The organism is Arthrobacter sp. Leaf337, assembly GCF_001423745.1.
GTDB lineage: Bacteria > Actinomycetota > Actinomycetes > Actinomycetales > Micrococcaceae > Arthrobacter.
In genome coordinates, this window is record NZ_LMPC01000027.1 from 141,100 (window position 1) to 163,664 (window position 22,565).

General features: G+C 66.5%; 24 protein-coding genes. 11 read left to right on the forward strand and 13 right to left on the reverse strand.

Annotated features, from left to right (window positions below; genetic code table 11):
• The first annotated feature begins 17 nt into the window (after positions 1–17).
• On the forward strand, positions 18–458 hold the full coding sequence (locus ASF98_RS17965; RefSeq protein ID WP_055804690.1) for an SRPBCC family protein: 441 nt from the start codon (positions 18–20) through the stop codon (positions 456–458).
• A gap of 63 nt (positions 459–521) precedes the next feature.
• Here ASF98_RS17965 and ASF98_RS17970 read toward each other — a convergent pair whose 3' ends face one another.
• The 5 genes from ASF98_RS17970 to ASF98_RS17990 form a co-directional block, all read right to left on the reverse strand.
• Positions 522–1,394 carry a 3-hydroxyacyl-CoA dehydrogenase family protein gene (locus ASF98_RS17970; RefSeq protein WP_055804692.1) on the reverse strand — a complete coding sequence of 291 codons (873 nt, stop codon included), beginning with the start codon at positions 1,392–1,394 and terminating at the stop codon, positions 522–524.
• A gap of 2 nt (positions 1,395–1,396) precedes the next feature.
• Positions 1,397–2,218: an enoyl-CoA hydratase/isomerase family protein gene (locus ASF98_RS17975; RefSeq protein ID WP_055804695.1), complete on the reverse strand. Its 822-nt coding sequence runs from the start codon at positions 2,216–2,218 to the stop codon at positions 1,397–1,399.
• The gene (locus tag ASF98_RS17980; protein ID WP_055804698.1) at positions 2,218–3,447 is read right to left on the reverse strand and encodes a thiolase family protein; all 1,230 of its coding nucleotides are present in this window, start codon (positions 3,445–3,447) and stop codon (positions 2,218–2,220) included. The genes ASF98_RS17975 and ASF98_RS17980 overlap by 1 nt, the downstream gene beginning before the upstream one ends.
• 151 nt (positions 3,448–3,598) lie before the next feature.
• Positions 3,599–4,276 carry a pentapeptide repeat-containing protein gene (locus ASF98_RS17985; protein ID WP_200939399.1) on the reverse strand — a complete coding sequence of 226 codons (678 nt, stop codon included), beginning with the start codon at positions 4,274–4,276 and terminating at the stop codon, positions 3,599–3,601.
• Positions 4,276–4,749 carry an SRPBCC family protein gene (locus ASF98_RS17990; protein ID WP_055804701.1) on the reverse strand — a complete coding sequence of 158 codons (474 nt, stop codon included), beginning with the start codon at positions 4,747–4,749 and terminating at the stop codon, positions 4,276–4,278. The genes ASF98_RS17985 and ASF98_RS17990 overlap by 1 nt, the downstream gene beginning before the upstream one ends.
• A 155-nt stretch (positions 4,750–4,904) precedes the next feature.
• Between ASF98_RS17990 and ASF98_RS17995 the strand changes: the two genes are divergently transcribed.
• Both ASF98_RS17995 and ASF98_RS18000 read left to right on the forward strand, forming a co-directional pair.
• Positions 4,905–5,081, forward strand: a complete 177-nt coding sequence (locus ASF98_RS17995; RefSeq protein WP_011693098.1) for a CsbD family protein — start codon at positions 4,905–4,907, stop codon at positions 5,079–5,081.
• A gap of 124 nt (positions 5,082–5,205) precedes the next feature.
• On the forward strand, positions 5,206–5,934 hold the full coding sequence (locus ASF98_RS18000) for a dienelactone hydrolase family protein (protein WP_055804703.1): 729 nt from the start codon (positions 5,206–5,208) through the stop codon (positions 5,932–5,934).
• A 98-nt stretch (positions 5,935–6,032) separates the two neighbouring features.
• Here ASF98_RS18000 and ASF98_RS18005 read toward each other — a convergent pair whose 3' ends face one another.
• The 5 genes from ASF98_RS18005 to ASF98_RS18025 all read right to left on the reverse strand — a co-directional run bounded on the left by ASF98_RS18005 (position 6,033) and on the right by ASF98_RS18025 (position 12,858).
• Entirely contained in the window at positions 6,033–7,493 is a 1,461-nt protein-coding gene (locus tag ASF98_RS18005; protein WP_055804706.1) for an amino acid permease, read from the reverse strand.
• Positions 7,494–7,699: 206 nt separating this feature from the next.
• Positions 7,700–8,017, reverse strand: coding sequence for a Rieske (2Fe-2S) protein (locus tag ASF98_RS18010; protein ID WP_055804709.1), 318 nt, complete (start codon positions 8,015–8,017; stop codon positions 7,700–7,702).
• Complete coding sequence (gene nirB, locus ASF98_RS18015; protein ID WP_055805105.1) at positions 8,014–10,551, reverse strand: nitrite reductase large subunit NirB; 2,538 nt, start codon at positions 10,549–10,551, stop codon at positions 8,014–8,016. Before nirB ends, ASF98_RS18010 begins: the two co-directional genes overlap by 4 nt.
• Positions 10,552–10,607: 56 nt before the next feature.
• Positions 10,608–10,955 carry a hypothetical protein gene (locus ASF98_RS18020; protein WP_028270009.1) on the reverse strand — a complete coding sequence of 116 codons (348 nt, stop codon included), beginning with the start codon at positions 10,953–10,955 and terminating at the stop codon, positions 10,608–10,610.
• A 193-nt stretch (positions 10,956–11,148) separates the two neighbouring features.
• Entirely contained in the window at positions 11,149–12,858 is a 1,710-nt protein-coding gene (locus ASF98_RS18025; RefSeq protein ID WP_055804711.1) for an ABC-F family ATP-binding cassette domain-containing protein, read from the reverse strand.
• Positions 12,859–13,074: 216 nt separating this feature from the next.
• Here ASF98_RS18025 and ASF98_RS18030 point away from each other — a divergent pair, with 216 nt between their 5' ends.
• Genes ASF98_RS18030 through ASF98_RS18045 form a run of 4 tightly spaced genes read left to right on the forward strand, consistent with a single transcriptional unit; the run spans position 13,075 to position 16,216 of the window.
• Positions 13,075–13,587 (forward strand): hypothetical protein, encoded by a 513-nt coding sequence (locus ASF98_RS18030; RefSeq protein WP_055804713.1) that lies wholly within the window; start codon positions 13,075–13,077, stop codon positions 13,585–13,587.
• Positions 13,587–14,450: a DUF4097 family beta strand repeat-containing protein gene (locus ASF98_RS18035; RefSeq protein WP_055804716.1), complete on the forward strand. Its 864-nt coding sequence runs from the start codon at positions 13,587–13,589 to the stop codon at positions 14,448–14,450. Before ASF98_RS18030 ends, ASF98_RS18035 begins: the two co-directional genes overlap by 1 nt.
• A 36-nt stretch (positions 14,451–14,486) precedes the next feature.
• A complete protein-coding gene (locus tag ASF98_RS18040) occupies positions 14,487–15,431 on the forward strand; it encodes an ATP-binding cassette domain-containing protein (protein ID WP_055804719.1) in 945 nt (314 codons plus the stop codon).
• Entirely contained in the window at positions 15,428–16,216 is a 789-nt protein-coding gene (locus ASF98_RS18045) for an ABC transporter permease (RefSeq protein WP_055804722.1), read from the forward strand. Before ASF98_RS18040 ends, ASF98_RS18045 begins: the two co-directional genes overlap by 4 nt.
• A 57-nt stretch (positions 16,217–16,273) precedes the next feature.
• Here ASF98_RS18045 and ASF98_RS18050 read toward each other — a convergent pair whose 3' ends face one another.
• From ASF98_RS18050 to ASF98_RS18060, 3 genes are read right to left on the reverse strand one after another with little or no spacing between them, the layout of a single operon-like run.
• Complete coding sequence (locus ASF98_RS18050) at positions 16,274–17,149, reverse strand: metal ABC transporter permease (protein WP_055804725.1); 876 nt, start codon at positions 17,147–17,149, stop codon at positions 16,274–16,276.
• A gap of 3 nt (positions 17,150–17,152) precedes the next feature.
• Positions 17,153–17,980, reverse strand: a complete 828-nt coding sequence (locus ASF98_RS18055) for a metal ABC transporter ATP-binding protein (protein WP_055804728.1) — start codon at positions 17,978–17,980, stop codon at positions 17,153–17,155.
• A complete protein-coding gene (locus ASF98_RS18060; RefSeq protein WP_055804729.1) occupies positions 17,977–18,957 on the reverse strand; it encodes a metal ABC transporter substrate-binding protein in 981 nt (326 codons plus the stop codon). Before ASF98_RS18060 ends, ASF98_RS18055 begins: the two co-directional genes overlap by 4 nt.
• A gap of 138 nt (positions 18,958–19,095) precedes the next feature.
• Between ASF98_RS18060 and ASF98_RS18065 the strand changes: the two genes are divergently transcribed.
• From ASF98_RS18065 to ASF98_RS18080, 4 genes are read left to right on the forward strand one after another with little or no spacing between them, the layout of a single operon-like run.
• Complete coding sequence (locus ASF98_RS18065; RefSeq protein ID WP_055804732.1) at positions 19,096–19,857, forward strand: CPBP family intramembrane glutamic endopeptidase; 762 nt, start codon at positions 19,096–19,098, stop codon at positions 19,855–19,857.
• A 53-nt stretch (positions 19,858–19,910) separates the two neighbouring features.
• Positions 19,911–20,351: a VOC family protein gene (locus tag ASF98_RS18070; RefSeq protein ID WP_055804735.1), complete on the forward strand. Its 441-nt coding sequence runs from the start codon at positions 19,911–19,913 to the stop codon at positions 20,349–20,351.
• A gap of 21 nt (positions 20,352–20,372) precedes the next feature.
• Positions 20,373–21,326, forward strand: a complete 954-nt coding sequence (locus ASF98_RS18075; protein WP_055804738.1) for a 1,4-dihydroxy-2-naphthoyl-CoA synthase — start codon at positions 20,373–20,375, stop codon at positions 21,324–21,326.
• Positions 21,327–21,370: 44 nt separating this feature from the next.
• Positions 21,371–22,558, forward strand: coding sequence for an AMP-binding protein (locus ASF98_RS18080; RefSeq protein WP_055805108.1), 1,188 nt, complete (start codon positions 21,371–21,373; stop codon positions 22,556–22,558).
• Positions 22,559–22,565 lie beyond the last annotated feature (7 nt).

Here is a 22,565-nt window from a genome sequence, read left to right on the forward strand (position 1 = left end):
GCGGCTAGGCTGTCGGCATGATCACAGTAGCGGGAACCGTCAGCTCTCCCCTCCGGGCAGAGGAAGCCTTCACCTACCTGTCAGCGTTCGAGAACACCGCCGAATGGGATCCCGGGACCCCCGTGGTCAAGAAGCTCTCCGAGGGTCCCGTCGCCGTGGGCCACCGGTACCACGCCGAAGCCGAATTCCGGGGCAAGCGGCAAACGCTCATCTACGAGGTGGTGGAGCTGACCCGGAACCACATCAAGCTGCGGGGCGAAAACAAAACGGTGATTTCCGAGGACTCCATCGACGTCTCGTCCGACGGGACCGGCTGCACGGTGAAGTACACAGCGGAGTTCCAGCTCAAAGGTGCCCTGAGGATCATCGAACCGTTCATGAAGCCGGCATTCATGTCACTGCGGGACCCCGCCTTGGACGGCCTGAAGTCCGCGCTCGACGCGCGGGCCGGGCACTAGGCCGGGCACTAGGCAGCCGGGCGCTCAGCCGCCCACGCCAGGCGGGAACGCCGCCGTCGGGCGCTAGGCCGGCCAGTCGAAGAAGCCCTTGCCGGTCTTCCGTCCCAGTTCGCCGCGGGCCACTTTGTCGCGCAGGATCTGCGGCGGCGCAAAGCGCTCCCCCAGGGTCGACTGCAGGTATTCCGCGATGCCCAGCCGGACGTCCAGGCCCACGATATCCGTGGTCCGCAGCGGTCCGGTGGGGTGCTTGTAGCCCAGCACCATGGCGTTGTCGATGTCTTCGGCGGACGCAACGCCTTCCTCCACCATGCGCATCGCTTCCAGGGCAATGGCCACGCCCAGGCGTGAAGAGGCAAAACCGGGAGCATCATTGACGACGACGGCGGTCTTGCCGAGCGCCTCAACCCACCTTTTCGCTGCGGTAGCCAGCTCCGGTGACGTCCGCTCGCCAAGCACCACTTCGATCAGCGTGGACGCCGGAACCGGGTTGAAGAAATGCAGGCCCAGGAAGTTCCCCGGACGCTTAAGCTCTTGGGCCAGTCCGTTGACGGACAGCGAGGACGTGTTGGAGGCGAGGTAGGCGTCTGCGGCGAGGCGCTCCTCGATTCCGCGCAGGGATGCCACTTTCAGGTCCCAGTCCTCCGGAACGGCTTCCACCACCAGCTGGCGGTCCTTGAAGTCGTCGTAGTCAACAGTGACGGAGAGCCTGGAGACCATCTCGTCCAGGTTGCCGTCGGTGGCGCCGCGCTCGATGCTCTTGGCCGCGGCGGACTCCACACGTTCCCGGGCTGCTTCGGCCGAGGCTTCGTCCCGTTCCACCACCAGGACGTTGGCACCGTTGATCAGGAAGGCGTGGGCGATGCCCGCCCCCATCCGGCCGCCGCCGAGGACGCCCACAGTTGCGGGAAGGCCCGCCGGAAGTACGGAATTGCCCATGGTTACTTCGTCCCGTCTGATTGGTCTGAATTCTTGGCTGTTTTCTTATCTGTTTTCTTATCCAGGAAAGCCTGCATCCGGTCGAACTTCGCCTGGGATTCGAAAAGGATCCCCTGTGCCAGCTGGTCGATCAGCGGGTGCGCCTCGGCCGGTGCGTGGAACACGGATTTGGTGATCCGCACGGCCAGAGGATCCTGTCGCGCAATACGGTCGGCGAGGCTGTGGGCGCCGTCCATCAGCACCGGTGCCTCGTGGATCTCGGTGATGAGGTTGACGGCGAGGGCCTGCTCAGCACGCAGCACCAGGCCGGCCAGCAGGATCTGCTTGGCAACGGGTTCGCCCACCAGTTCCTTCAGCCGCCAGCTTGCGCCGGCCGCGGCGAGGATGCCCAGGCCGGTCTCCGGATTGCCGATGCGCACGCCGGGCGTGCCGATCCGGAAGTCCGCGGCGTAGGCGAGCTCCGCGCCGCCGCCCAGGCAGTAGCCGTCCAGGGCCGCAATGACGGGCATGGGCAGCTTGGCGATCCGGACGAAGATCGTGGAGTTGATGCCTTGGAGGGCGTCGTCCCGGCGCCGTTCACGCAGCTGGGCGATGTCCGCACCCGAGGCGAACACACCGTCTGTGCCGGCGATGATGAGCACCTTGGGGTTCTGCTCAAGCGCGGCGCAGACGGCGTGGAGTTCGTCCACCATCTGCTGGTCGATGGCGTTCCGGACTTCGGGGCGGTTGAGGAGCACCACCACGCGGTCGTCACGCTCCTCGACGAGGAGGGTTTTGAAGTCAGTGGTGCTCAAGTGTCCGTTCGCGCTTTCCGGGGCCGCCATTACACGCGCTCCAGCAGCATCGCGGTGCCCTGGCCGACGCCGATGCACATGGTGGCGAGGCCCATCTTGGCGTCCTCGCGTTCCATCCGGCCCAGCAGGGTGATGGCGATCCGTGAGCCGCTGGAACCGAGCGGATGCCCCAGACTGATGGCGCCGCCGTCGCGGTTCACGATCTCCGGGTCCAGACCGAGCCGGCGCATGCTGGCCAGCGACTGGGTGGCAAAGGCTTCGTTGAGTTCGACGGCGCCGAGGTCGCCCACGCTGTAGCCGCTCCGGCCCAGCACCTTCTGGGTGGCGGGGACGGGGCCGATGCCCATGATCTCTGGTTCGCAGCCGGCGGAGGCGCCGTCCACGATGCGGGCCCGCGGGGTGAGGCCGAGCTTCTGGATGGCCGCTTCGGACGCGACGATGATGGCGGAGGCGCCGTCGTTCAGCGTGGAGGAGTTGCCTGCGGTGACGATCGAGCCGCCCTTGACCACGGGGCGGAGCCCGGCGAGGACGTCCATGGTGGTGCCGGCACGGGGGCCTTCATCGGTGTCCACCACCGTTTCGCCCTTGCGGGTCTTGACCGTCACGGGGACGATTTCGTCCTTGAACCGGCCGGCGGCGATGGCCGCGAGCGAGCGTTCGTGCGAGCGGACGGCGAAGGCGTCGGCGTCTTCGCGGGAGATGCCGTCAACGCGGCCCACTTCCTCGGCCGTTTCAGGCATGGAGTAGGTCATTTTGCCGTCGCGGGACAGCTCGCCCTTCTGGAACAGCGGGTTGGCGAAGCGCCAGCCGATGGAGGTGTCGAAGATGGCGCCGGGCTTGGCGAAGGCCGTCTGCGGCTTTTCCTGCACCCAGGGCGCCCGGCTCATCGACTCCACGCCGCCGGCGATCACGATGTCCGCAGCGCCGGACTTGATCATCTGGCTGGCCATGATGATGGCGCTCAGGCCGGAGGCGCACAACCGGTTAACGGTGATGCCGGGGATGTGGAGGGGCAGGCCCGCGAGCAGGGTGGCCATGCGGGCCACGTTGCGGTTTTCCTCTCCGGCGCCGTTGGCGTTGCCGAGGATTACCTCGTCGATCGAATCGGGGTCAAGGCCTGCGCGGGTGACCGCTTCGCGGACCACGAGGGCGGCAAGGTCGTCCGGGCGCACAGCGGAAAGCGCTCCTCCATAGCGGCCCACCGGTGTCCGGGCACCGCCCACCAGAAATGCCTGCGGTCCTGCTACTGCTGAGGCCATGGAAACACCCTTCACGCGATTAACGGCAATGTCATCTGCGGCGGCCAGAGCTCGGGGCTCAATTTACCGACCGTTCGTTCTATAAAGATTACACTGCGGCCGCAAGGGGTCAACCGGGTTACGCAGTAACCCGCCCCCGCCCCTCCGGAGGCTAGAGAACGGTGACGCCGAGATGCGCTGCCAGGAGCGGGGCCAGCAGGCTCAGCTGGTAGTCGTCGATCACCACGCCGGCCAGGCTCTCGAGTCCATTGATGGTCCGGAAGTCGGTGCCGCGCAGGTCGAAGTCCTTGAGCTTCGCGCCGGCAAGGTCGAGGGTGCCGATAGTGCAGTTCTTCAGCGCCACCCTGGTACCCGTCACGGAGCCCAGGTCCAGCTCGTTGATGATGCAGTCGCTGATCTGCACGTCGGTCAGCCTGGAGCCGCGGAGGTTGACGTAGTCCAGTTTTCCGCCGTCGATCCGTACCGAGGTCCAGCCACTCTCGTACAGCTCCGCGGAACCCCACCGGGGATTGCCGATCTCTACATCACGCAGCGTGGCCCGCGCGGCGGTAAACACCGGGGCGTAGACGTCGGCAAGGATGCAGTCCCGGAACGTCGCACCGCGCAGCTGCGTCTCGTTGAATGAGGCCCCTTCGAATTCACACTCGGCGAAGTCCGTGCCGCTCAGTTCAAGGCCGTCAGCGTCGGCTCGGCTGAACCTGAGGCCGTCATACCGCTCACCCCGCTGGAAGTCCGGGGCGGGTTCATCCCTGAGCTCCTCGAGCCTCACCGCTGAAAGCCGGGGCGCTGTCACCCTGGGCGCTTTTCCTGCGGCCAGCCTGCCCGCCATCAGAGGGACTCGGCCTTGGCCGCAATGTCGGCAAGGTCCTTGGCGAGCGCCTTCCGGGTAATGCTCATGCCGATCTTGCCGAAGAGGGCCATCATGACCTTGCTCAGGACGGTGGGTTTGACCACCTGGGCGCCAAACGTCAGCGTAAGGTCCGTCCCGCCGTCGCGCTCGGCAAGAATAAACCGCGTGGTGTAATCCGCGCCGCCCTGGAGCGCCTTGACGGTAGTGGTGCCGGCCCTGGCGGACGACGGCGGTTCGGCCTGGGAAACCCACATTTCCACAGTCTCGGCCCGGCCCATCATGGTGCGGGTTTCCTTCCACCGTGTGCCTTCGCCGTACCCTCCCTCGCTGAGCATCTGGACAGAGTCGACTCCTGAGAGGGTGGCAGCGGAGCCCGGGATGTCCGAGATCACGGCCCACACTTTGTCCGGGCGGGCATTGACGTGACGCGTGAGGGTGGTCTTGTGGTCCATGCCTTCGAGCCTATCCGGCATCGCCGACAACCGTCACGGGCGACGCCGACCGGACCGTCCCACCTGGTGGATTCACTTCTTGAATTAGTAAGCATGCTTTGTGTTATGGTGAAACCGCTTAGTTTTTTAACCGGCAACGAGAGGTGGAATACACCATGGGTATCGGCGACAAAATTCAGAACGAAGCAGAGCACCTCGGCGGCAAGGCCAAGGAAGCGGCCGGCAACGCCACGGACAATGACCGTCTGCGCGCAGAGGGTCAGAAGGACCAAGTTGTTGCTGACGCCAAGAAAGTTGGCGAAAACGTGAAGGACGAGTTCAAAAGAGACTAGAGCATCCCAGGCGGTGGCTTCGGCCGCTGCCGCGGGCAACGCGGCGGGCATTCCTTTGGGGGATGCCCGCCGTTTTTGTGAGATTCTCGGGTGGATAGCAACCGCCAACGGAAGGTCCGCCCCCATGACGATTATCGACCTCAGCGGGCCCGGCACTCCAGGGGGCTCCCGCAACCTCCGCGGATACCTGGCGGAACCCGCAGGAACGGGCCCGTTTCCCGCCGTCGTGATGATCCATGAAGCGTTCGGCCTCAACGATATTGCACGACGCCAAGCGGACCGGCTGGCAGCCGCCGGGTACCTAACCCTGGCGGTGGACCTCTTCAGCGACGGCGGAGCGCGGCGCTGCCTGGTCTCCACCATGCGCTCGCTCCTGTCCGGCTCGGGCAAAGCCTTCGCGGACCTGGCCGCAGCGCGGGACTGGCTGGAAGAGTCGGGACGCACCAACGGCAAGATCGGGGTCATCGGCTTCTGCATGGGCGGCGGCTTCGCACTGCTGATCGCCAAGGACGGTTTCGACGCCGCGGCCGTCAATTACGGCAGGCTGCCCAGGAACCCGGAAGAAGCGCTGCTCGGCGCCTGCCCCGTGGTGGGCAATTTCGGCAAGGCGGACCGCTCCCTGCCCGGCGCAGCGGCGAAATTGGAAACCGCGCTGGACAAGCTGGGCATCGAGCACGACATCAAGGAATTCGACGGCGCCGGACACGCGTTCATGAACGACGCCGAGGAAGGCCCCCGTCTGCTGCGGCCGCTGTTCCGGGTCATGGGCGTCAAGCCGGACCCGGAAGCTGCGGTGGAAGCCTGGCAGCGGATCGAAGACCACTTCGCCCGGCACCTGAGGACTAGGACCTGAAGGACTGACCCCCGGGCGCTCACACCCGGGAACGACGACGGCGGCGGCCACCGTGGAAGGTGACCGCCGCCGTCGTCGTACTGCCTTGGTGACAAGCGTTAGCTGAAGAGCTCGCTCTTCGGTTCGTTGTTCCTGACCTTCTGCCAGCCGAGCCACAGCACCAGGGCGAAGAACGGGATGGTGGCCAGGGTCCAGAGGCCGAGGTGGAAGACCTCGCCGGTCTTGCTGGTCATGGTGTCGAAACCGATCAGCACCGTGATGGCCAGCAGGGCAACCAGGCCGGCCCAGCTGCTCCAGGTTCCGCCCGGCGCGGGCAGCGAGGAGACCTTGCCCTTCTTCTTGCGCAGCGCGATCTGGCTGGCGAAGATGGCACCCCAGGTGAAGATCACGCCGATCGACGCCGAGTTGAGCGCCAGGTCGAAGGCGTGCGAGCCGCCCAGCCAGATGTTGAGCAGAATGCCCACGAGGTACACCGCACCGATGGCCAGGATGGCGGCGTACGGCACGTGGCTCTTGGACATCCGGGTCAGCCACTCCGGGGCGTGGCCGTTGTTGGCCATGGTGCGGAAGATCCGGCCGATCGAGTACAGGCCCGAGTTGCAGGAGGACAGGGCGGCGGTGATGACGATCATGTTCATGACGTCGCCCATCCAGCCGAGGCCCATCTGGCCGAACACGGTGACGAACGGCGAGGTGCCGGCCACGTACTGGTCAGACGGCAGCAGCATGGCCAGGAGGGTCACGGAACCGACGTAGAAGACGACGATGCGGAACACGACGGCGCGGATCGCCTTGGGGACTTCCTTGGCAGGGTCCTGCATTTCGCCGGCCGTGATGCCGACGAGTTCAATGCCGTTGTAGGCGAAGATCACCGCGTTCAGGACCAGGATCATAACGAGCGCACCCTTGGGGAACATTCCGCCTTCGGCCGCGAAGAGGTTGTTGACCGATGCGTGGCCGTCGCCCACCTGGGCGTTGGTGACCACCATGAAGGTGCCCACGGCCAGGAAGATGAGGATGGCGCCGACCTTGAGGCAGGAGGCCCAGAATTCGAATTCGCCGAACGCCTTGACACTCAGGAGGTTGACGCCTACCAGCAGCAGCAGCGCTGCGATGGCGGACAGTTCAACGGGCACGTTGGGGAAGAAGAACTGGAAATACAATCCGATCGCGATGAGCTCGGCGATGCCGGTCATGGCCCAGTTGATGAAATACATCCAGCCGGACAGGTACGCGCCCTTTTTGCCGAACATTTCGCCGGCATAGCTGACGAAGGAACCCGATGTCTGGCGGTACATGATGAGCTCGCCGAGGGCACGCATCAGCAGGTACGCGATGACACCCGCGATGGCGTAGGAGAAGATCAGCGCGGGGCCGGTGGAGGCCAGCCGTCCGCCGGCGCCCATGAAGAGGCCGACACCGATGGCGCCGCCCATGGCGATCATGGTGACCTGGCGGCCGCTCAGGGACTTCTTATAGCCCTCGGCGCTGAGGGTGGAGTCGACGACGGTGGATTGCACCGTCGGGCTCTCGAGTTCTGTGGGGGTACTTTGTGGCACAACTGTTCCTTGTGGGTCGGGGGATGGCCGGCTCAGGAACGCGGAGTTTTCGTACAGATAATTCGGGTTTATCCCCCGTTTGGGGCAATTATCCGGACAAAACTCACAAGGCGTCGAAGTTCGCGCGGCCTCCCCAGTTTACAAGGCCCGCAGAACCATCAGTGACGCAGACAACAGCTGGAAGGAGTTATGCCGAACTAATTCCCCTACCTGGAGGATGTTCGCAGAATAATATTCTGGTGGTTGTCGATTTGGACGTCATAGCTGGTCAGAGGTTCGGCGCCGGTGGTGGAGCAGCCGGTGTCCAGCTCAAAGGCATTCTGGTGCAGCGGGCAGATCACCACACTCTGGTCGATGGTGCCGTCCGCGATCGGACCGCCCTTGTGCGGGCAGACAGCGGACAGCGCCCGCAGGCTGCCGTCGCGGAGCCGGAACACCGCCACCTGTTCGCCGTCGACGCCGAACGCCCGGCCCTCCCCGAACGGCACCTGCTCGACGGGGCCGAGGTTGAATCCCGCGCTCATCGGACCGGGACCTGTGGCAGCACCGTGAGCGGCAGCGAGGTGCGGAACTGTCCGGGCGTGAGCGGATCGTCGCGTTCGGTCCAGGGATCCACGTAGCTGTCCACGGAAGCCTGCATGGCGGCGTCCAGCCCGGCTGCAAGGCCCTCGGCATCGTCCACCACCACTGCCCGGATGTGGTCGATGCCCACCCGCGGCACGAACGCGTAGGTGCGCTCCAGCCAGTTGGCCTTCTCCCGGTAGTACTGCATGAACCGGCCGGTCAGCACCTTGACCTCCTCAGGGTCGTCAACGGTGGCCAGCAAGTCGCCCTTGCGGATGTGGGCGCCGGCTGCTCCCCCGACATAGATTTCCCAGCGGCCGCCTTCCACGGCAACCACACCGACGTCCTTGACGAGCGACTCGGCGCAGTTCCGGGGGCAGCCGGACACCGCCAGCTTAAGTTTGGCCGGCGCCTCGATTCCCTGGAACCGTGACTCGATGTCGATGCCGAGCCTGGTGGAATCGCCGGTTCCGTAGCGGCAGAAGTCCTTGCCCACGCATGTCTTGACCGTGCGGAAGCTCTTCCCGTAGGCGTAGCCGGACGGCATGTCCAGGTCCGCCCAGACCTGCGGCAGGTCCTCCTTGGGCACTCCCAGCAGGTCGATGCGCTGCCCGCCGGTCAGCTTGATCAGCGGAATGTTGTGCTTTTCGGCGACGTCGGCAATCCGGCGCAGCTGCTGCACGGAGGTCACGCCGCCCTTCATCTGCGGCACCACGGAGAACGTGCCGTCACGCTGGATGTTGGCGTGGACGCGGTCGTTGATGAACCGCGCGTCCCGCTCGTCGATGTACTGGTCCCCGAGCATCATCTTCATCAGCGACGCCAGGCCCATCTTGGATTTCGCATCCTCCGCGCTGCCCGGCGCCAGCGCAGCGAACACAGAAGACACAGAGCGGAGCCCCTGCTTGCGGATGGCCGCCATCAGCGAGGGCTTGTCCAACGGGATGCCCGGGACGTAGTAGCTGGCGGCGGGGTCCTCCTCCACCGCGCCGTCAGCTGCCCATTCCACCACCTGCTTCACCAGCAGCTTGCAGGAACCGCAGCCCTTGCCGGCCCTGGTGGCGTCCATGGCTCCGGCCACGGTGTTGCACCCGCCTTTGACCACATCCACCAGGGATTTCTTGCTGACGCCGTTGCAGTTGCAGACCTGCGCGTCGTCGCCGAGCTCGGCCACGCCCTGTTCCTCCGCGGGGCCGCCCAGATCGAACATCAGCGAGATCCGCTCCTCCGGCAGCGGCAGCCCCTTGTCGAAGGCCTGGGTCAGGTAGGCCACCTTGCGGCTGTCACCGAGGAGGGTGGCGCCCACCATCTTGTTGTCCCGGATGACGATGGACTTGAACACCCCGCGGCTGGGCTCGGAGAACACGATGTGCTCGTCCGTCTCCCGTTCGGGGCCCTGCAGGCCCATGGAGGCGACTTCGACGCCGGCAACCTTGAGTTTGGTGGCGATCCGGGAGCCGAGGTAGGCCGCGGCGGAGTCCGCGCCCGTGACGTGGTTGGCGAGCACCACGGCCTGCTCCCACAGCGGCGCCACCAGCCCGTAGACCTCCCCTCGGTGCTGGACGCATTCGCCCACGGCGTAGATGTCGTCCTCGTCCACCACGCGCAGCTGGTCATCCACCACAATGGCGCGTTCCACATGCAGTCCGCTCAGGACGGCGATATCCACGTTGGGGCGGATGCCGGCGGCCACCACCACCATGTCGCAGTCGATGTCCGGCCGGTCCCGCAGCCGGACGCCGGTGACCTTGTCCGTGCCCAGGACCGCTGTGGTGCGGCTCCCGGTGTGCACCCGGATGCCCAGGGCCTCGACGCTCCGGCGGAGGATCGCTCCGCCGTCGGGCCCCATCTGGGCGTTCATGAGGTGCCCGCCGGAGTGCACGACGTCGACGTCGATGCCGTGGCTCTGGAGCCCGCGCGCGGCTTCGAGCCCCAACAGTCCGCCGCCGATGACGACGGCCCTGCGGCGCCTGTCCGAGGGATGGTCTTCCACCTGCGCGTGCTTCACCATGTTGCGGGTGTCATCGATGGTGCGGAAGGTGAAGACGCCGGGCTTGATGGACCCGCTGGGGGTGTAGAGGCCGTCCATCGGCGGCATGAACGACTGGCTGCCGGTGGCAATGATCAGCACGTCATAGGGAACCACGTGGCCGTTGTTGGCGAAGACGTACTTGGTGAACCGGTCGATCCGTTCCACCCGGACTCCGGCGTGCAGCGTGATGTTGTTGTCCTGGTACCAGTGCAGGGAGTTCAGGAAGATGTCCGCATCGCTTTCCTCGCCGGAGAGGACGTGGCTGAGCATGATCCGGTTGTAGTTGCCGTAGGGCTCGTCGCCGAACATGGTGATGGTGAACTGCTCGGCCCCGCCGCGCGCCAGGATCTCCTCCACCGCCCTGGCACCGGCCATGCCGTTGCCGATCACTACCAGCCGGCGGCGGGCGTCCGGTGTTCCCGGCGGCCGCTTGCCTTTCACCGCGGGAACGGGCCCGGGCATCCTGTGCTGTCCTTTGTGCTGGGACTGGGGCTGCGTCTTGTCGGTGACGGCGGTCATCAGTGTTCCACCATGCCCAGGTCGATCACGACGAAGCCCGCCACGCCCTCGGCCGCCAGCAGGAACACCTCAATCACCGAGCCGCCCTCAATGTCCTCCACCACGCGGAGCGGCACATGGACGTCGCTCTTGGCGCCGATGGGGAAATACCGCATGGGCACGCCGTCCCGCATCAGGACCACGGTGATCAGCTCGGAACTGGAGTTCCCGCCCCGGAAGTAGAGGGTCTGGTTGATGATTCCGTCCGGAACAAAGTGGGCAAGCTCCCGGTGGATGGGAGCGGGCTTGTCGAGGCCCGCTCCTTCAAAGGGGAAAACGCCCTGCAGGAAAAGGTTCTTGGTGATCACGGGAGGGATCCTTTCGGCCGGCTGGGTAGGCCCGGCGGCTGAGCGCGCGGGTGCTACTTGAGCGTGGGAATCACTGACTCCCTTCCATCCTGCTCCGCAGTTGTTTCGGCCCGGCGCGTGCGGAGTAACGATCCTTTAACGCAAACCTCACCGTTTTCCGGGCTGCTGCCGCGCCCCGCCGCTGGACGGGAAGCTACACCAGCGCGCCGTCCAGCATGGAGTACCGCAGCCAGCTCCCGCCGGCGCCCTCCCGTGCGGCGCATTTGTTGAACCACTCCCCCAGGGCACGGTCGTGGCTCACCATGATCAGCGTTCCGCCGAATTCCGAAAGGGCCGCTTCCAGCTGCTCCACCAGCACCGGGGCCAGGTGGTTGGTGGGTTCGTCCACCAGCATGGTTCCGAAGCCGCCCAGCAGCAGCCGGGCCAGGGCAAGCCTGCGCTGCTGCCCCGCGGAAAGGCTGCCCACGGGCACGTGGAATTCGGTGGTCCGGAAGAGGCCCAGCCGCAGCAAGGCCTCCGCATGTTCGTCGATGTTCCCGCCCAGGCCTGACACGAATGCCGGAAGAAGGCGCTGCCCCGGGCGGCGCGGCGGCTCCAGTTCCTGTTGCAGATAGCCGATCCGGCCGTGCCGCACCACCGTGCCCGCGTCCGGTTCCAGTGTTCCGGCGAGGACGGACAGCAGCGTGGATTTGCCGGCGCCGTTGGGGCCCGTGATCAGGATCTTCCGGCCGGCCTCCACCCGGAAATCAGTTCGTTCAAGCCGGCCGTGAACTTCCACGCCGAGGGCTTCCAGGGCGGGGGTTTCGCTTGCACCGGAGCCTTCGGTCGCGCCGGGGCCGTCGGTGGCACCGGGGACTTCCACAGCGGGACCGGCGTTCGCGCCGGATCCGTCCTGCAGGTCCACCGCCAGCTTCAGGGGTACGGGCGGGCGGTCCACCGGGTTGGCCTCGAGCCGGCGGAGCCGCTCCTGGGCGTTGCGGACCTTGCTGCTCGCCGCCTGCTGCCAGGTGCCGGCCTTGAAGTCGAAGCCCATCTTGTCGCCGTCGCGCCGGCGGGCGTAGCCCATTTTCCCGGCCACGGTGTCCGCCTGGAGGCGCTCGGCAGCCATCGCATCGAGCCAGCCCCGGTGCTGCTGCACCCAGCGTTCACGCTCGGCTGCCTTCTCCCGCAGGTACCCTTCGTAACCATTCCCGTAGCGGTTGACGGCGCACCGTTCGGCGTCCACTTCGATGACGGAAACGGCCACCTTGCGCAGCAGCGCCCGGTCATGGGAAACCACGACGACGGTACCCCGGTGGGCGGCCAGCCGCGCCTCGAGCCAGGCCGTACCGCTCGTGTCCAAATGGTTGGTGGGCTCGTCCAGCAGGAGGATGTCCGCGGGATCAGCAAGCACACAGGCCAGCGCCACCCGGTGCTGCTCCCCGCCGGAGAGCGAACCCAGCGTCCGCTGCCGGTCCAGTCCGCCCAGGCCCAGGCGGTCCAGTGCCGCTTCCACGCGCGATTCCGCGGCGTAGCCTTCGCGGAGCTGGTATTCGGTCTGCAGGTTGCCGTAGCGCTCCAGCTGTTCCTCGTCCGCATCGGCCAGGCCGGATTCCAGGCTGTCCAGCTCGGCCTCGACGGCGCGGAGTGACGCCAGTGCCTCGTCGATGGCGTCTCCTACTGTGAACGATGCCGGCAGGCCGGTGGTCTGGGCAAGGTAGCCGATGCGGCCGTGGCTTTGGGCGGTGCCCTCGTTCGGCGGCTCGAGCCCGGCCAGGATCCGAAGCAGCGTTGATTTGCCGGCTCCGTTTTCGCCGACGACGGCCACGTGCTCACCGGCGCCAATCGTGAGGTCCACGGCGGTGAAGAGCCGGCGGTCACCATAGCCATGGGTGACGCCGGTCAGGGAAAGATGTTCAGTCAAGGGAATGTCCTAGCGGGTCCGCAGTGTATGGCTGTCGCCGATATTAGTGCCGGGAATTGTGTGCGGGAATGCAGCCGGATCGAAGGGCTGCGCTTAGGACTTCATCGGTCCAGACTGCCGGGCGGAGGCATGACAGTCAAGCAGTGACACCACAATGACACCATGAATCGCCAAAAGGGTATTGACGTGACACCATGGTGACGCCATGATGGTGTCATGCAATTGACTCAGTACGTCGCCGCCGTCCAGTCCCAGCTGGACGTTGCCGCGGAAGCCGGCGGCCCGGACGCCCGCGCACTCAGCGAGCGCCTCACGGCCACCCTGGAATCAACGGTCAGGCTTGTCCTGCTGGAAGCACTCTCCGACGCTGCCAGCGAGATCACCCTCGAGCTGGCCCCGGCCTCGGTGGAGGTCCGGCTGCGGGGCCGCGATCCCGAGTTCGTGGTGACCAACCCGCCCGCCGCCAACGACTTCGAGACGGTGGTTGAGCGGCCAAGCCAGCAAGGCCGGCAACCCACGGAAGATTTCGACGGCGCCAGCACCTCCCGCACGACACTCCGTCTTCCGGATCACCTCAAGCAGCAGGTGGAAGAGGCAGCCGGCCTCGAAGGCCTGTCCGTGAACTCCTGGTTGATCCGGGCTGTCGCGGACGCTCTCGCCGGCCAATCAACACAACGCACCGTTCGCCGGGATCCCGGCGGGCAGAACTTCACAGGATGGGCACGCTAATGAAGACGTTCGAGACACCGCAGCCAATCGCCGTCGTGGTTGATGTTTCCATCCGGGCAGATATCTGGATCGTCGCCGGCAACCGCGCGGACACCGTGGTCAACGTCCAGCCGCGCAGTGCTACCCGCGCCCTGGACGTCAAAGTGGCCGAGCAGACCACAGTGGAGTATTCGGAGGGTCGCCTCCAGGTCCGGTTGCGGCCCCTGCGCCGGTACGCCTGGTTCAGTGACGGCGGCGCAGTGGACATCACTGTTGAAGTCCCCATCGGCTGCAGCCTCGAGCTGAAGTCCGGCATGGGTGACCTCCATTGCGAGGGCGAATTCAGCTCCGCCGAGCTCTCTACCGACATGGGCCACGTCCGGATGGACCACTGCACGGATCTGCGCGTCCACACCGGCATGGGCGACGTGACAGTGGAACGCGTCGCTGGCCGGGCCGAAATCAAGACCGGATCAGGCAAGGTCCGCATCCGGGAAATCGACGGAACGGCCAGCGTCAAGAACGGCAACGGCAGTACGCACATCGTTGACGCGGCCGGTGAGCTCCGCGTGAGTGCCGCCAACGGAGACGTAGCCATTGAACGGGCGGGTGCAGCCACAACCATCAAGGCCTCCAACGGAGATATCAGCGTCGGCGAGGTGGCTCGCGGGACCCTCACCCTCCAGTCCGCCGCGGGCTCACTGGCCATCGGAGTCCGCGAAGGCAGCGCGGCGTGGCTGGACCTCAGCACCAAATACGGGCGCGTCCGCAACGGACTCGACGCCGCCGCCGGGCCGGGCGATACGGACGCGAAGGTGGAGATCCGGGCCCGCAGTGCCTACGGCGACATCACCGTCCGGCGCTCCCCCGTACCCACCGTGTAAGTACCTGACAGGCAGAAACCCAGCGAAGGAGGAACCATGGCTAGCACCACCCCTGCGGCCGTTTCAGTGGCCGGGCTGCGCAAGGCATATGGCAGCAAGGAAGTCCTTAACGGCGTTGACCTCGCCGTTCCGGCGGGAACCGTGTTCGCCCTCCTCGGCCCGAACGGCGCCGGCAAAACCACCATCGTCCACATCCTGTCCACGTTGATCCGCGCCGACGGCGGGGAGGTCGCGGTGGGAGGTTTCGACGTCGGGCGCCAGGCCGACGAGGTGCGCGGGAAGATCGGGCTGACCGGGCAGTTCTCGGCCGTGGACGGCCTGCTCACGGGCGAGGAAAACCTGGCCCTGATGGGCAGGCTCCGGCACCTCCAGCCGGCCGAGCTCAAGCGCCGCACGGCAGAGCTTCTGGAAACGTTCGACCTTGTTGCGGCAGCCAAGCAGCCCCTTGCCACGTACTCGGGCGGCATGCGGCGGCGGCTGGATTTGGCCATGACCCTCATAGGCGATCCCGAGATCATTTTCCTGGACGAACCGACCACGGGCCTGGATCCCCGGAGCCGCCGCGCCATGTGGGAGATCATCCAGGGACTCGTGGCCCGCGGCCTCACCATCTTCCTGACCACCCAGTACTTGGACGAAGCAGACCAGCTTGCCGACACCATCGCGGTACTGGACCAGGGCCGGATCGTGGCCCAGGGCACCCCCGCCGAGCTGAAGCGGCTCGTCCCGGGCGGGCACATCCGCCTCACGTTCGGTGACCTGGCCGCTTTGGAGCGGGCCGCCGTCGTGCTCGATCCAAGCAACCGCGACGACGACGCCCTCACCCTGGACGTCGCCGGCGACGACGGCGTCCGGTCCTTGAAGGACGTGCTGGACCGTCTGGAGCGCGCCGCCGTGGATGTGGCCGACCTGTCAGTCCACACGCCCAACCTGGACGACGTCTTCCTCGCCCTGACCAGCCAGAAGGAGAACGCACGATGAGCACCGTCAGCTATGCAGCCAGTGACGCGGCAACCATGCTGCGCCGGAACCTCAAACACGTGCTCCGCTACCCCTCGATCCCGCTGTTCGTCGCGGGGACCCCGATCATATTCCTGTTGCTCTTCGTGTACGTCCTCGGCGGGACGCTGGGCTCGGGACTGGGCGGCGGCAGGGATGACTACCTTGCGTACATTGTGCCGGGCGTGCTGATGCTCACCCTCACCGGGGGTGCGACGGGAACCGCCATCTCGGTGTCCACGGACATGACCGAAGGCATCGTGGCCCGTTTCCGCACCATGGCAATCTCCAGGGGCGCCGTTCTCACCGGCCATGTCCTGGGCAGCCTCATCCAAACCATGGCCGCCATGCTGCTGGTGGCGGCCGTGGCGGTGCTGATCGGCTTCCGGCCCACAGGTTCCCCGGCAGGCTGGCTCGGAGCCCTGGGCGTGCTGACGCTCATCGCATTCTCCGTGACCTGGTTGTCCGTGGCCATGGGCATCAACGCCAAGAGCGTCGAAACAGCAAGCAACCAGCCCATGATTTTCCTGCTGCTGCCGTTCCTGGGCAGCGGCTTCGTGCCGACGGAGTCCATGCCAGACGCGTTGCGCTGGTTCGCCGACGTGCAGCCGTTCACGCCGTTCATCGAAGCCGTCCGCGGGCTTCTGATGGGCACACCCGTGGAGGCCGGCACCATGCTTGCCGCGCTTGCCTGGTGCGCAGTGTTCAGCGTGGGCGGGTATGTGTGGGCGCTGTGGCTTTACAACCGCAAGTCCGTCCGGGCCTAGCCGGCCGCGTGCGGGCCTGGGGCGCACCGCCCCAGGCACGCGCCGCCGTCGTACACCTCAGGCGGCGAGTGCCACTGCCTTCCGGCGGCGGGCCTTCGCCAGCCGGGTGCCAATCAGCCCCTGGCGCGGGCTGAACAGGTAGACGACGGCGAAGATGGCACCCTGGGTGAGCACCACCATGGCACCGGAGGCGGTGTCCAGGTAGTAGCTGAGGTAGATGCCGGCGATCGAGCACACGGCGGAGACCACCGGGGCGATCACCAGCATGCGGGAGAACCGGTCCGTCAGCAGGTACGCCGTGGCCCCGGGGATGATCAGCATGGCCACCACCAGCACCACCCCGACCGTCTGCAGGGCCACCACGGAGGTCAGCGCGAGGAGCCCCAGCAGCAGCGCCCCCAGCCGTTTCGGCGACAGCCCGATGGCGTGGGCGTGCGTGGGATCGAAGGCGTACAGCGTAAGGTCGCGGCGCTTGAGGATCAGGATGGCGAACGCCACCACACCCAGCACCAGGACCTGGATGAGGTCCGGGATGCTGACGCCGAGCAGGTTGCCGAAGATGATGTGGTTCAGGTCGGTCTGGCTGGGCGTGACGGAGATGAGCACCAGGCCCAGGGCGAACAGCGAGGTGAACACGATGCCGATCGCCGCGTCCTCCTTCACCCGGCTGGTGTTCCGGACCACCCCGATCAGGGTGACGGCGATCAGCGCGAACACCAGCGCCCCCAGGGCAAACGGCGCGCCCACGATGTAGGCCAGCACGACGCCGGGCAGCACGGCGTGGGACACGGCGTCGCCCATGAGCGACCAGCCGATCAGCACCAGCCAGCAGCTCAGCACGGCGCAGACAATGGCGGCGAGCGCGGTGGTGATGATGGCGCGCACCATGAAGTCGTAGCTCAAAGGTTCCAGCAGGATGTCGAAGAGGTCCATGGCTTAGCTCCAGTCCTGTTGCTTGGAAAGGCGGCGCTCCGGGCCAACATCAAGCACCGGGCCGACATCAAGGTCCGGGACGTCCCGGGCCGGAAGGTCCCGGTTGAGGACGTCCAGGCCGAAGGCCATGGCCAGGTGCTCGGGCTGCAGGACCACTTCGGGCGGCCCGTGCATCAGGACCTTGCGCATCAGCAGCACGGCTTCGTCGCACAGCTGCGGCAGGGCGTGGAGGTCGTGCGTGGAGATGAGGATGGTGCAGCCGTCCGAGGCAAGTTCCCGCAGCAGGCGGGTGATGGTGGCTTCGGAGCGCTTGTCCACCCCGGCGAACGGCTCGTCCAGGAGCATCATGGTGGCGCCCTGGGCGATGCCCCGGGCCACGAACGCGCGCTTCTTCTGGCCGCCGGACAGCTGGCCGATCTGCCGGTTCGCGAACTCGGACAGTTCCACCCGGTCCAGGGCGAGGTCGACGGCGGCGCGGTCCGCCTTGGAGGGGCGCCGGGTGAACCCCTGGTGCCCGTAGCGGCCCATCATCACCACGTCGCGGACGGACAGCGGGAACTGCCAGTCCACGTCCTCGCTCTGCGGGACGTAGCCGATTCCCCCCTCCTTGCGCGCCTTGGCAGGTGACTGGCCATTGATGAGGACGCGGCCGGCGTCGGGCTTGATCATTCCCATGATCACCTTGAACAGCGTGGACTTGCCCGAGCCGTTCATGCCGATCAGGCCGCAGATCCGGGCCGTGTCCAGGCTGAGCGATGCTGCGTCCAGCGCCAGGACTTCGCCGTAGTGGACGGTGACGTTTTCAACGAGGATGGCCGGTTGTCGGCTCATGATGCCGCTCCCGCAGTGGCAGTAACCAGTGCTTCGGTGATGAGTTTGGAGTCGTGCCGGATGAGGTCCAGATACGTGGGCACGGGGCCGTCCGCCTCGGACAGCGAGTCAACGTAGAGCACGCCGCCGAATTTCGCACCCGTGGCTCCCACCACCTGGCGCATGGGGGCGTCGGACACCGTGGACTCACAGAAGACGGCCGGGACCTTGTTGGCCTTGACGAATTCGATGGCCCGGGCGATCTGCTGCGGCGTGGCCTGCTGTTCGGCGTTGACTGCCCAGATGTACACCTCCTTGAGGCCGGCGTCGCGGGTCAGGTAGGAGAAGGCACCTTCGCAGGTCACCAGGGCACGCTGCGCCGCGGGGACGGTTGCGAGCTTCTGCACCATCTCGTCCTTCACCGCCTGCAGTTTGGCCTTGTAGGCCGCACCGTTCGCCTCGAACGTGGCGGCATTCTCCGGATCAAGCTCTGAGAACGCCTTCACCATGTTGTCCACGTAGATCTGCACGTTTACCGGCGACATCCAGGCGTGCGGATTCGGCTTGCCCTGGTAGGAGTCCTCGCTGATGGACATGACCTTCACGCCCTCGCTCACCACGGCGTGCGGGACATCCAGGCCCTCGACGAACTGGGCAAACCAGGCTTCCAGGTTCAGGCCGTTGTCCAGGATCAGGTCCGCTTTCGAAGCCTTCCGGATGTCGCCGGGCGTGGGCTCGTAGCCGTGGATTTCGGCGCCGGCCTTGGTGATGGATTCGACCTGCAGCTTGTCCCCTGCCACGTTCTGGGCGACGTCGGCCAGCACGGTGAAAGTGGTCAGCACCACGGGCTTCTCATCGCCGGGTCCCTGGCCCGGGGCGGCACCCCCGCACGCGGCCAGTGACAGGAAGAGTAAAGCGGCGACGACGGCGGCTCCGGCAGAGCGAAGGAAACCGGTTCGGCGGACTACTTTGGCGCACCGAAACAGAAATTTAGGCATACCGAATATTCTACCGGGCGCCGTAACGCCACTGCAACGCCGGGCCCCCGCTCCACCCAACTGACTCGCACTTAACGTCGTCATTTGCCGTTTTCACGACGTCAGCTGCCAGTCAGTTGGGGAAGCTAGGCTGGACACATGGGAACAGCTGTCCGCAATTCCCCGGCGCCACGGCCGGAGCTCTACCGTTTTTCCGTGCTCGACTACACCACCGTGGGGCTCTACGTGGCCGTCGCGGCACTCTTTGCCGTAGCCGGACCGCTGCTGCAGCCGTTGCTGCTGCAGCTGTCCCCGGACCCCACCGTGGCCGTGTACTCGGTCAACCTGCTGTTCTACGGCGGCGTGGGGATCCTGGCCGTGGCCGCTGCCCGCCATGTCGCCGCCCGCGACCTCCGGGTGCTGGCCACCAGGCCGTGGTTCACGCTGATCATGATCCCGGTGGCAGTGGTGGCCATGCTGATCCTGACCGCCATCCTGGTGGCCCTCACCGGACCCGTGCAGGGCTCCGCCAACCAGGCCAACGTGCAGGCACTCGTGCAACACGTGCCGCCGTGGCTGATCGTGCCCCTGCTGGTCATTGTGGGCCCGTTCGTGGAGGAGTACATCTTCCGCCACCTGCTGATCGGCAAGCTGAGCCGGCGCGTCAACATCTGGGTATGCTGCGTCCTGTCCACTTTCCTCTTCGCAGCACTGCACATCGTGGGCCAGGAAACGCTGACCCTGCCCGTTCTGATGCCATATCTCGCCATGGGCGCCACGCTGGTGTTCGTCTACGTGTGGACCGGGAAGAACCTGATGTTCTCCTACTTTGTGCACGCCGCAAAGAACCTGTTGGCCGTAGTGTTCATCTACGCCATCCCGCCCGAACTGATGGAGCAGCTGCAGCAGGTCCAGCCCTAGCAGTCGCAACGCTCCCCCTACCGCCGCACGCGCCGCCGTCGTACTTTTGGGTAATGGGACTCAACATTCAGATCGTCATCGACTGCAAGAACCCGCACGAGCTCGCCGACTGGTGGGCGGAAACCCTGGACTGGGCCGTGGAGCCTCACGACGAGGCCTTCATCCGGTCCATGATCGAGCAGGGGTACGCCACCGAAGCCGAGACCAAAACCCACAAGGGCAAGCTGGTCTGGGAGGCCGGCGCCGCAATCCGGCCGGTGGAAGAGCTCGACGTCAAGGCGCCGGAGCGCCGCCTGCTGTTCCAGACCGCGCCCGAGGAAAAGACCGTCAAGAACCGGGTGCACTGGGATGTCCGCCTTGCCGGCAGGGACAAGGACGAGGTGCGCAAAGAGCTGGAGGCACGCGGCGCAACCTTCCTCTGGACGGCCAGCCAGGGGCCGCACGAATGGCACACCATGGCGGACCCCGAAGGCAACGAGTTCTGCATCAGCTGAGGCGATTACTAGACTCGGTCTGTGAGCAACGTATTTCCAGCCAAGGTATCCGACGTCTTTGACCCCTCCCGGTGGCGCACCGTGGCCGGCTTCGACGACTTCCAGGACATGACCTACCACCGGCAGGTGGAGCGGGATTCGGACGGCGCGGTGCTGCGCGACCTGCCCACGGTCCGGATCGCCTTCAACCGCCCGGAAGTCCGCAACGCCTTCCGCCCCGGCACAGTGGACGAGCTCTACCGGGCCATGGACCACGCCCGCATGACCCCCAACGTGGCCACCGTGCTGCTGACCGGCAACGGGCCCTCGCCCAAGGACGGCGGGCACTCGTTCTGCTCGGGAGGCGACCAGCGGATCCGGGGGCGTGACGGGTACCGCTATGCAGAGGGCGAGACCAAGGAGACCATCGACCCCGCCCGTGCCGGCAGGCTGCACATCCTGGAAGTCCAGCGGCTCATGCGCACCATGCCCAAGGTGGTCATCGCCGTCGTCAACGGCTGGGCGGCCGGCGGGGGACACTCGCTGCACGTGGTCTCTGACCTCACCATCGCCTCGCGCCAGCACGGCAAGTTCAAGCAGACGGACGCCACCGTGGGAAGTTTCGACGCCGGCTACGGCTCGGCGCTGCTGGCCCGCCAGATCGGGCAGAAGGCCGCCCGCGAGATCTTCTTCCTGGCCCGCGAATACTCGGCCGAGGACATGGTCCGGATGGGCGCAGTCAACGAAGCCGTGGACCACGAACGCCTTGAGGAAGTCGCCCTGGAGTACGCGGCGGACATCGCCCGGCAGTCGCCGCAGGCCATCCGCATGCTCAAGTTCGCCTTCAACCTGGCCGACGACGGCCTGGCCGGACAGCAGGTGTTCGCCGGCGAAGCGACCCGGCTGGCTTACATGACGGACGAGGCCGTGGAGGGCAAGGAAGCCTTCCTCGAGAAGCGCGACCCCGACTGGTCCCAGTTCCCGTACTACTTCTAAAGCCCGCCCAACTGACGAAGGCAGCCTCCGTGACCTCCCAGCCGCTGAACACTGAACCTGCAAACACCGAGCCGCCCAACACCGAGCCTCCCAACATCGAGCCCGCGCTCAAGGCGCTGGCGGACGCCCTCCACGGCGAGGGTCCCGCCGTCGAGCTTTCCGCCGACGCCGACGGCAATCTGGTGGTCTCCGCGGTGGAAACGCCGGGCTTCGAGGACGCCGCCGTGGTGGTCCGGACCTCCGGTTCCACCGGTGCCCCCAAGGCGACGGTCCTCACGGTGGAGGCCCTGGCGGCGTCCTCCGTGGCAACCGCCTTCGCACTCAAAGGCGAAGGCCAGTGGCTGCTGGCCCTGCCCGTGCAGTACGTGGCCGGCGTGCAGGTCCTGGTGCGCTCCCTTTTCGCCGGCACGCGGCCGTGGGCCATGGACCTCTCCGGCGGTTTCACGCCGGAAGCCTTCACCGCGGCCGCCCAGGAGCTCACGGACAAGATCCGGTTCACGTCCCTGGTACCCACCCAGCTGCAGCGGCTGCTGGACTCGCCATCGGCCGAAACGCTGGCCGCCCTCCGCCGCTTCAACGGAATCCTGCTCGGCGGCGGCCCCGCCACACCTGAACTGCTCGCCGCAGCCCGGGACGCCGGCGCGCGGGTGATCACCACCTATGGCTCCGCGGAAACCTGCGGCGGCTGCGTGTACGACGGCTTCCCGCTCGAGGACGTCCTTGCACGGGTCGACGGGGACGGCAGGATCCTGCTGGGCGGCGCCACCCTGGCCGCCGGCTACCTCGGCGACCCCGCCCTCACTGCGGACGCCTTCTTCGAGGAGGACGGGGTCCGCTGGTACCGCACCAGCGACCTCGGCTCCATCGACGCCACCGGGAAGCTCACCGTGCTGGGCCGCGCCGACGACGTCATCATCACCGGAGGCGTCAAGGTATCCGCCACGCACGTGCAGGCCGAGCTGGAGAAGCTCGACGGCGTGCTGGCGGCTTTCGTGGCCGGCGTCCCGTCAGCGGAGTGGGGACAGGCAGTGGCGGCCTACGTCGCCGTGGACGACGCCACGCCCGCCGGCATCGAAGGCTTCACCGCGAAGCGGCACGATGCCCTGGGTGCCCTCGGCGCCCTGGCGCCCAAAACAGTCCTGGCTGCCGGAGACCTCATGATGCTGCCCAACGGCAAACCTGACCGCCTCGGCATGACCGTTCTGCTGGACGCCCTGCATCAGGGAAAATAGAAAAGCT

Bases quoted from the DNA above. Each gene is read 5' to 3' on its own strand.
- ASF98_RS18065 (WP_055804732.1), top strand. From the start codon at position 19,096: ATGGGAACAGCTGTCCGCAATTCCCCGGCGCCACGGCCGGAGCTCTAC.
- ASF98_RS17975 (WP_055804695.1), bottom strand. From the start codon at position 2,218: ATGGCGGCCCCGGAAAGCGCGAACGGACACTTGAGCACCACTGACTTC.
- ASF98_RS18030 (WP_055804713.1), top strand. From the start codon at position 13,075: ATGCAATTGACTCAGTACGTCGCCGCCGTCCAGTCCCAGCTGGACGTT.
- ASF98_RS18045 (WP_055804722.1), top strand. From the start codon at position 15,428: ATGAGCACCGTCAGCTATGCAGCCAGTGACGCGGCAACCATGCTGCGC.
- ASF98_RS18050 (WP_055804725.1), bottom strand. From the start codon at position 17,149: ATGGACCTCTTCGACATCCTGCTGGAACCTTTGAGCTACGACTTCATG.
- ASF98_RS18070 (WP_055804735.1), top strand. From the start codon at position 19,911: ATGGGACTCAACATTCAGATCGTCATCGACTGCAAGAACCCGCACGAG.
- ASF98_RS18000 (WP_055804703.1), top strand. From the start codon at position 5,206: ATGACGATTATCGACCTCAGCGGGCCCGGCACTCCAGGGGGCTCCCGC.
- ASF98_RS17965 (WP_055804690.1), top strand. From the start codon at position 18: ATGATCACAGTAGCGGGAACCGTCAGCTCTCCCCTCCGGGCAGAGGAA.
- ASF98_RS18010 (WP_055804709.1), bottom strand. From the start codon at position 8,017: ATGAGCGCGGGATTCAACCTCGGCCCCGTCGAGCAGGTGCCGTTCGGG.
- ASF98_RS18060 (WP_055804729.1), bottom strand. From the start codon at position 18,957: ATGCCTAAATTTCTGTTTCGGTGCGCCAAAGTAGTCCGCCGAACCGGT.
- ASF98_RS18035 (WP_055804716.1), top strand. From the start codon at position 13,587: ATGAAGACGTTCGAGACACCGCAGCCAATCGCCGTCGTGGTTGATGTT.
- ASF98_RS17980 (WP_055804698.1), bottom strand. From the start codon at position 3,447: ATGGCCTCAGCAGTAGCAGGACCGCAGGCATTTCTGGTGGGCGGTGCC.
- nirB (WP_055805105.1), bottom strand. From the start codon at position 10,551: ATGCCCGGGCCCGTTCCCGCGGTGAAAGGCAAGCGGCCGCCGGGAACA.
- ASF98_RS18040 (WP_055804719.1), top strand. From the start codon at position 14,487: ATGGCTAGCACCACCCCTGCGGCCGTTTCAGTGGCCGGGCTGCGCAAG.
- ASF98_RS17995 (WP_011693098.1), top strand. From the start codon at position 4,905: ATGGGTATCGGCGACAAAATTCAGAACGAAGCAGAGCACCTCGGCGGC.
- ASF98_RS17970 (WP_055804692.1), bottom strand. From the start codon at position 1,394: ATGGGCAATTCCGTACTTCCGGCGGGCCTTCCCGCAACTGTGGGCGTC.
- ASF98_RS17990 (WP_055804701.1), bottom strand. From the start codon at position 4,749: ATGGACCACAAGACCACCCTCACGCGTCACGTCAATGCCCGCCCGGAC.
- ASF98_RS17985 (WP_200939399.1), bottom strand. From the start codon at position 4,276: ATGGCGGGCAGGCTGGCCGCAGGAAAAGCGCCCAGGGTGACAGCGCCC.
- ASF98_RS18055 (WP_055804728.1), bottom strand. From the start codon at position 17,980: ATGAGCCGACAACCGGCCATCCTCGTTGAAAACGTCACCGTCCACTAC.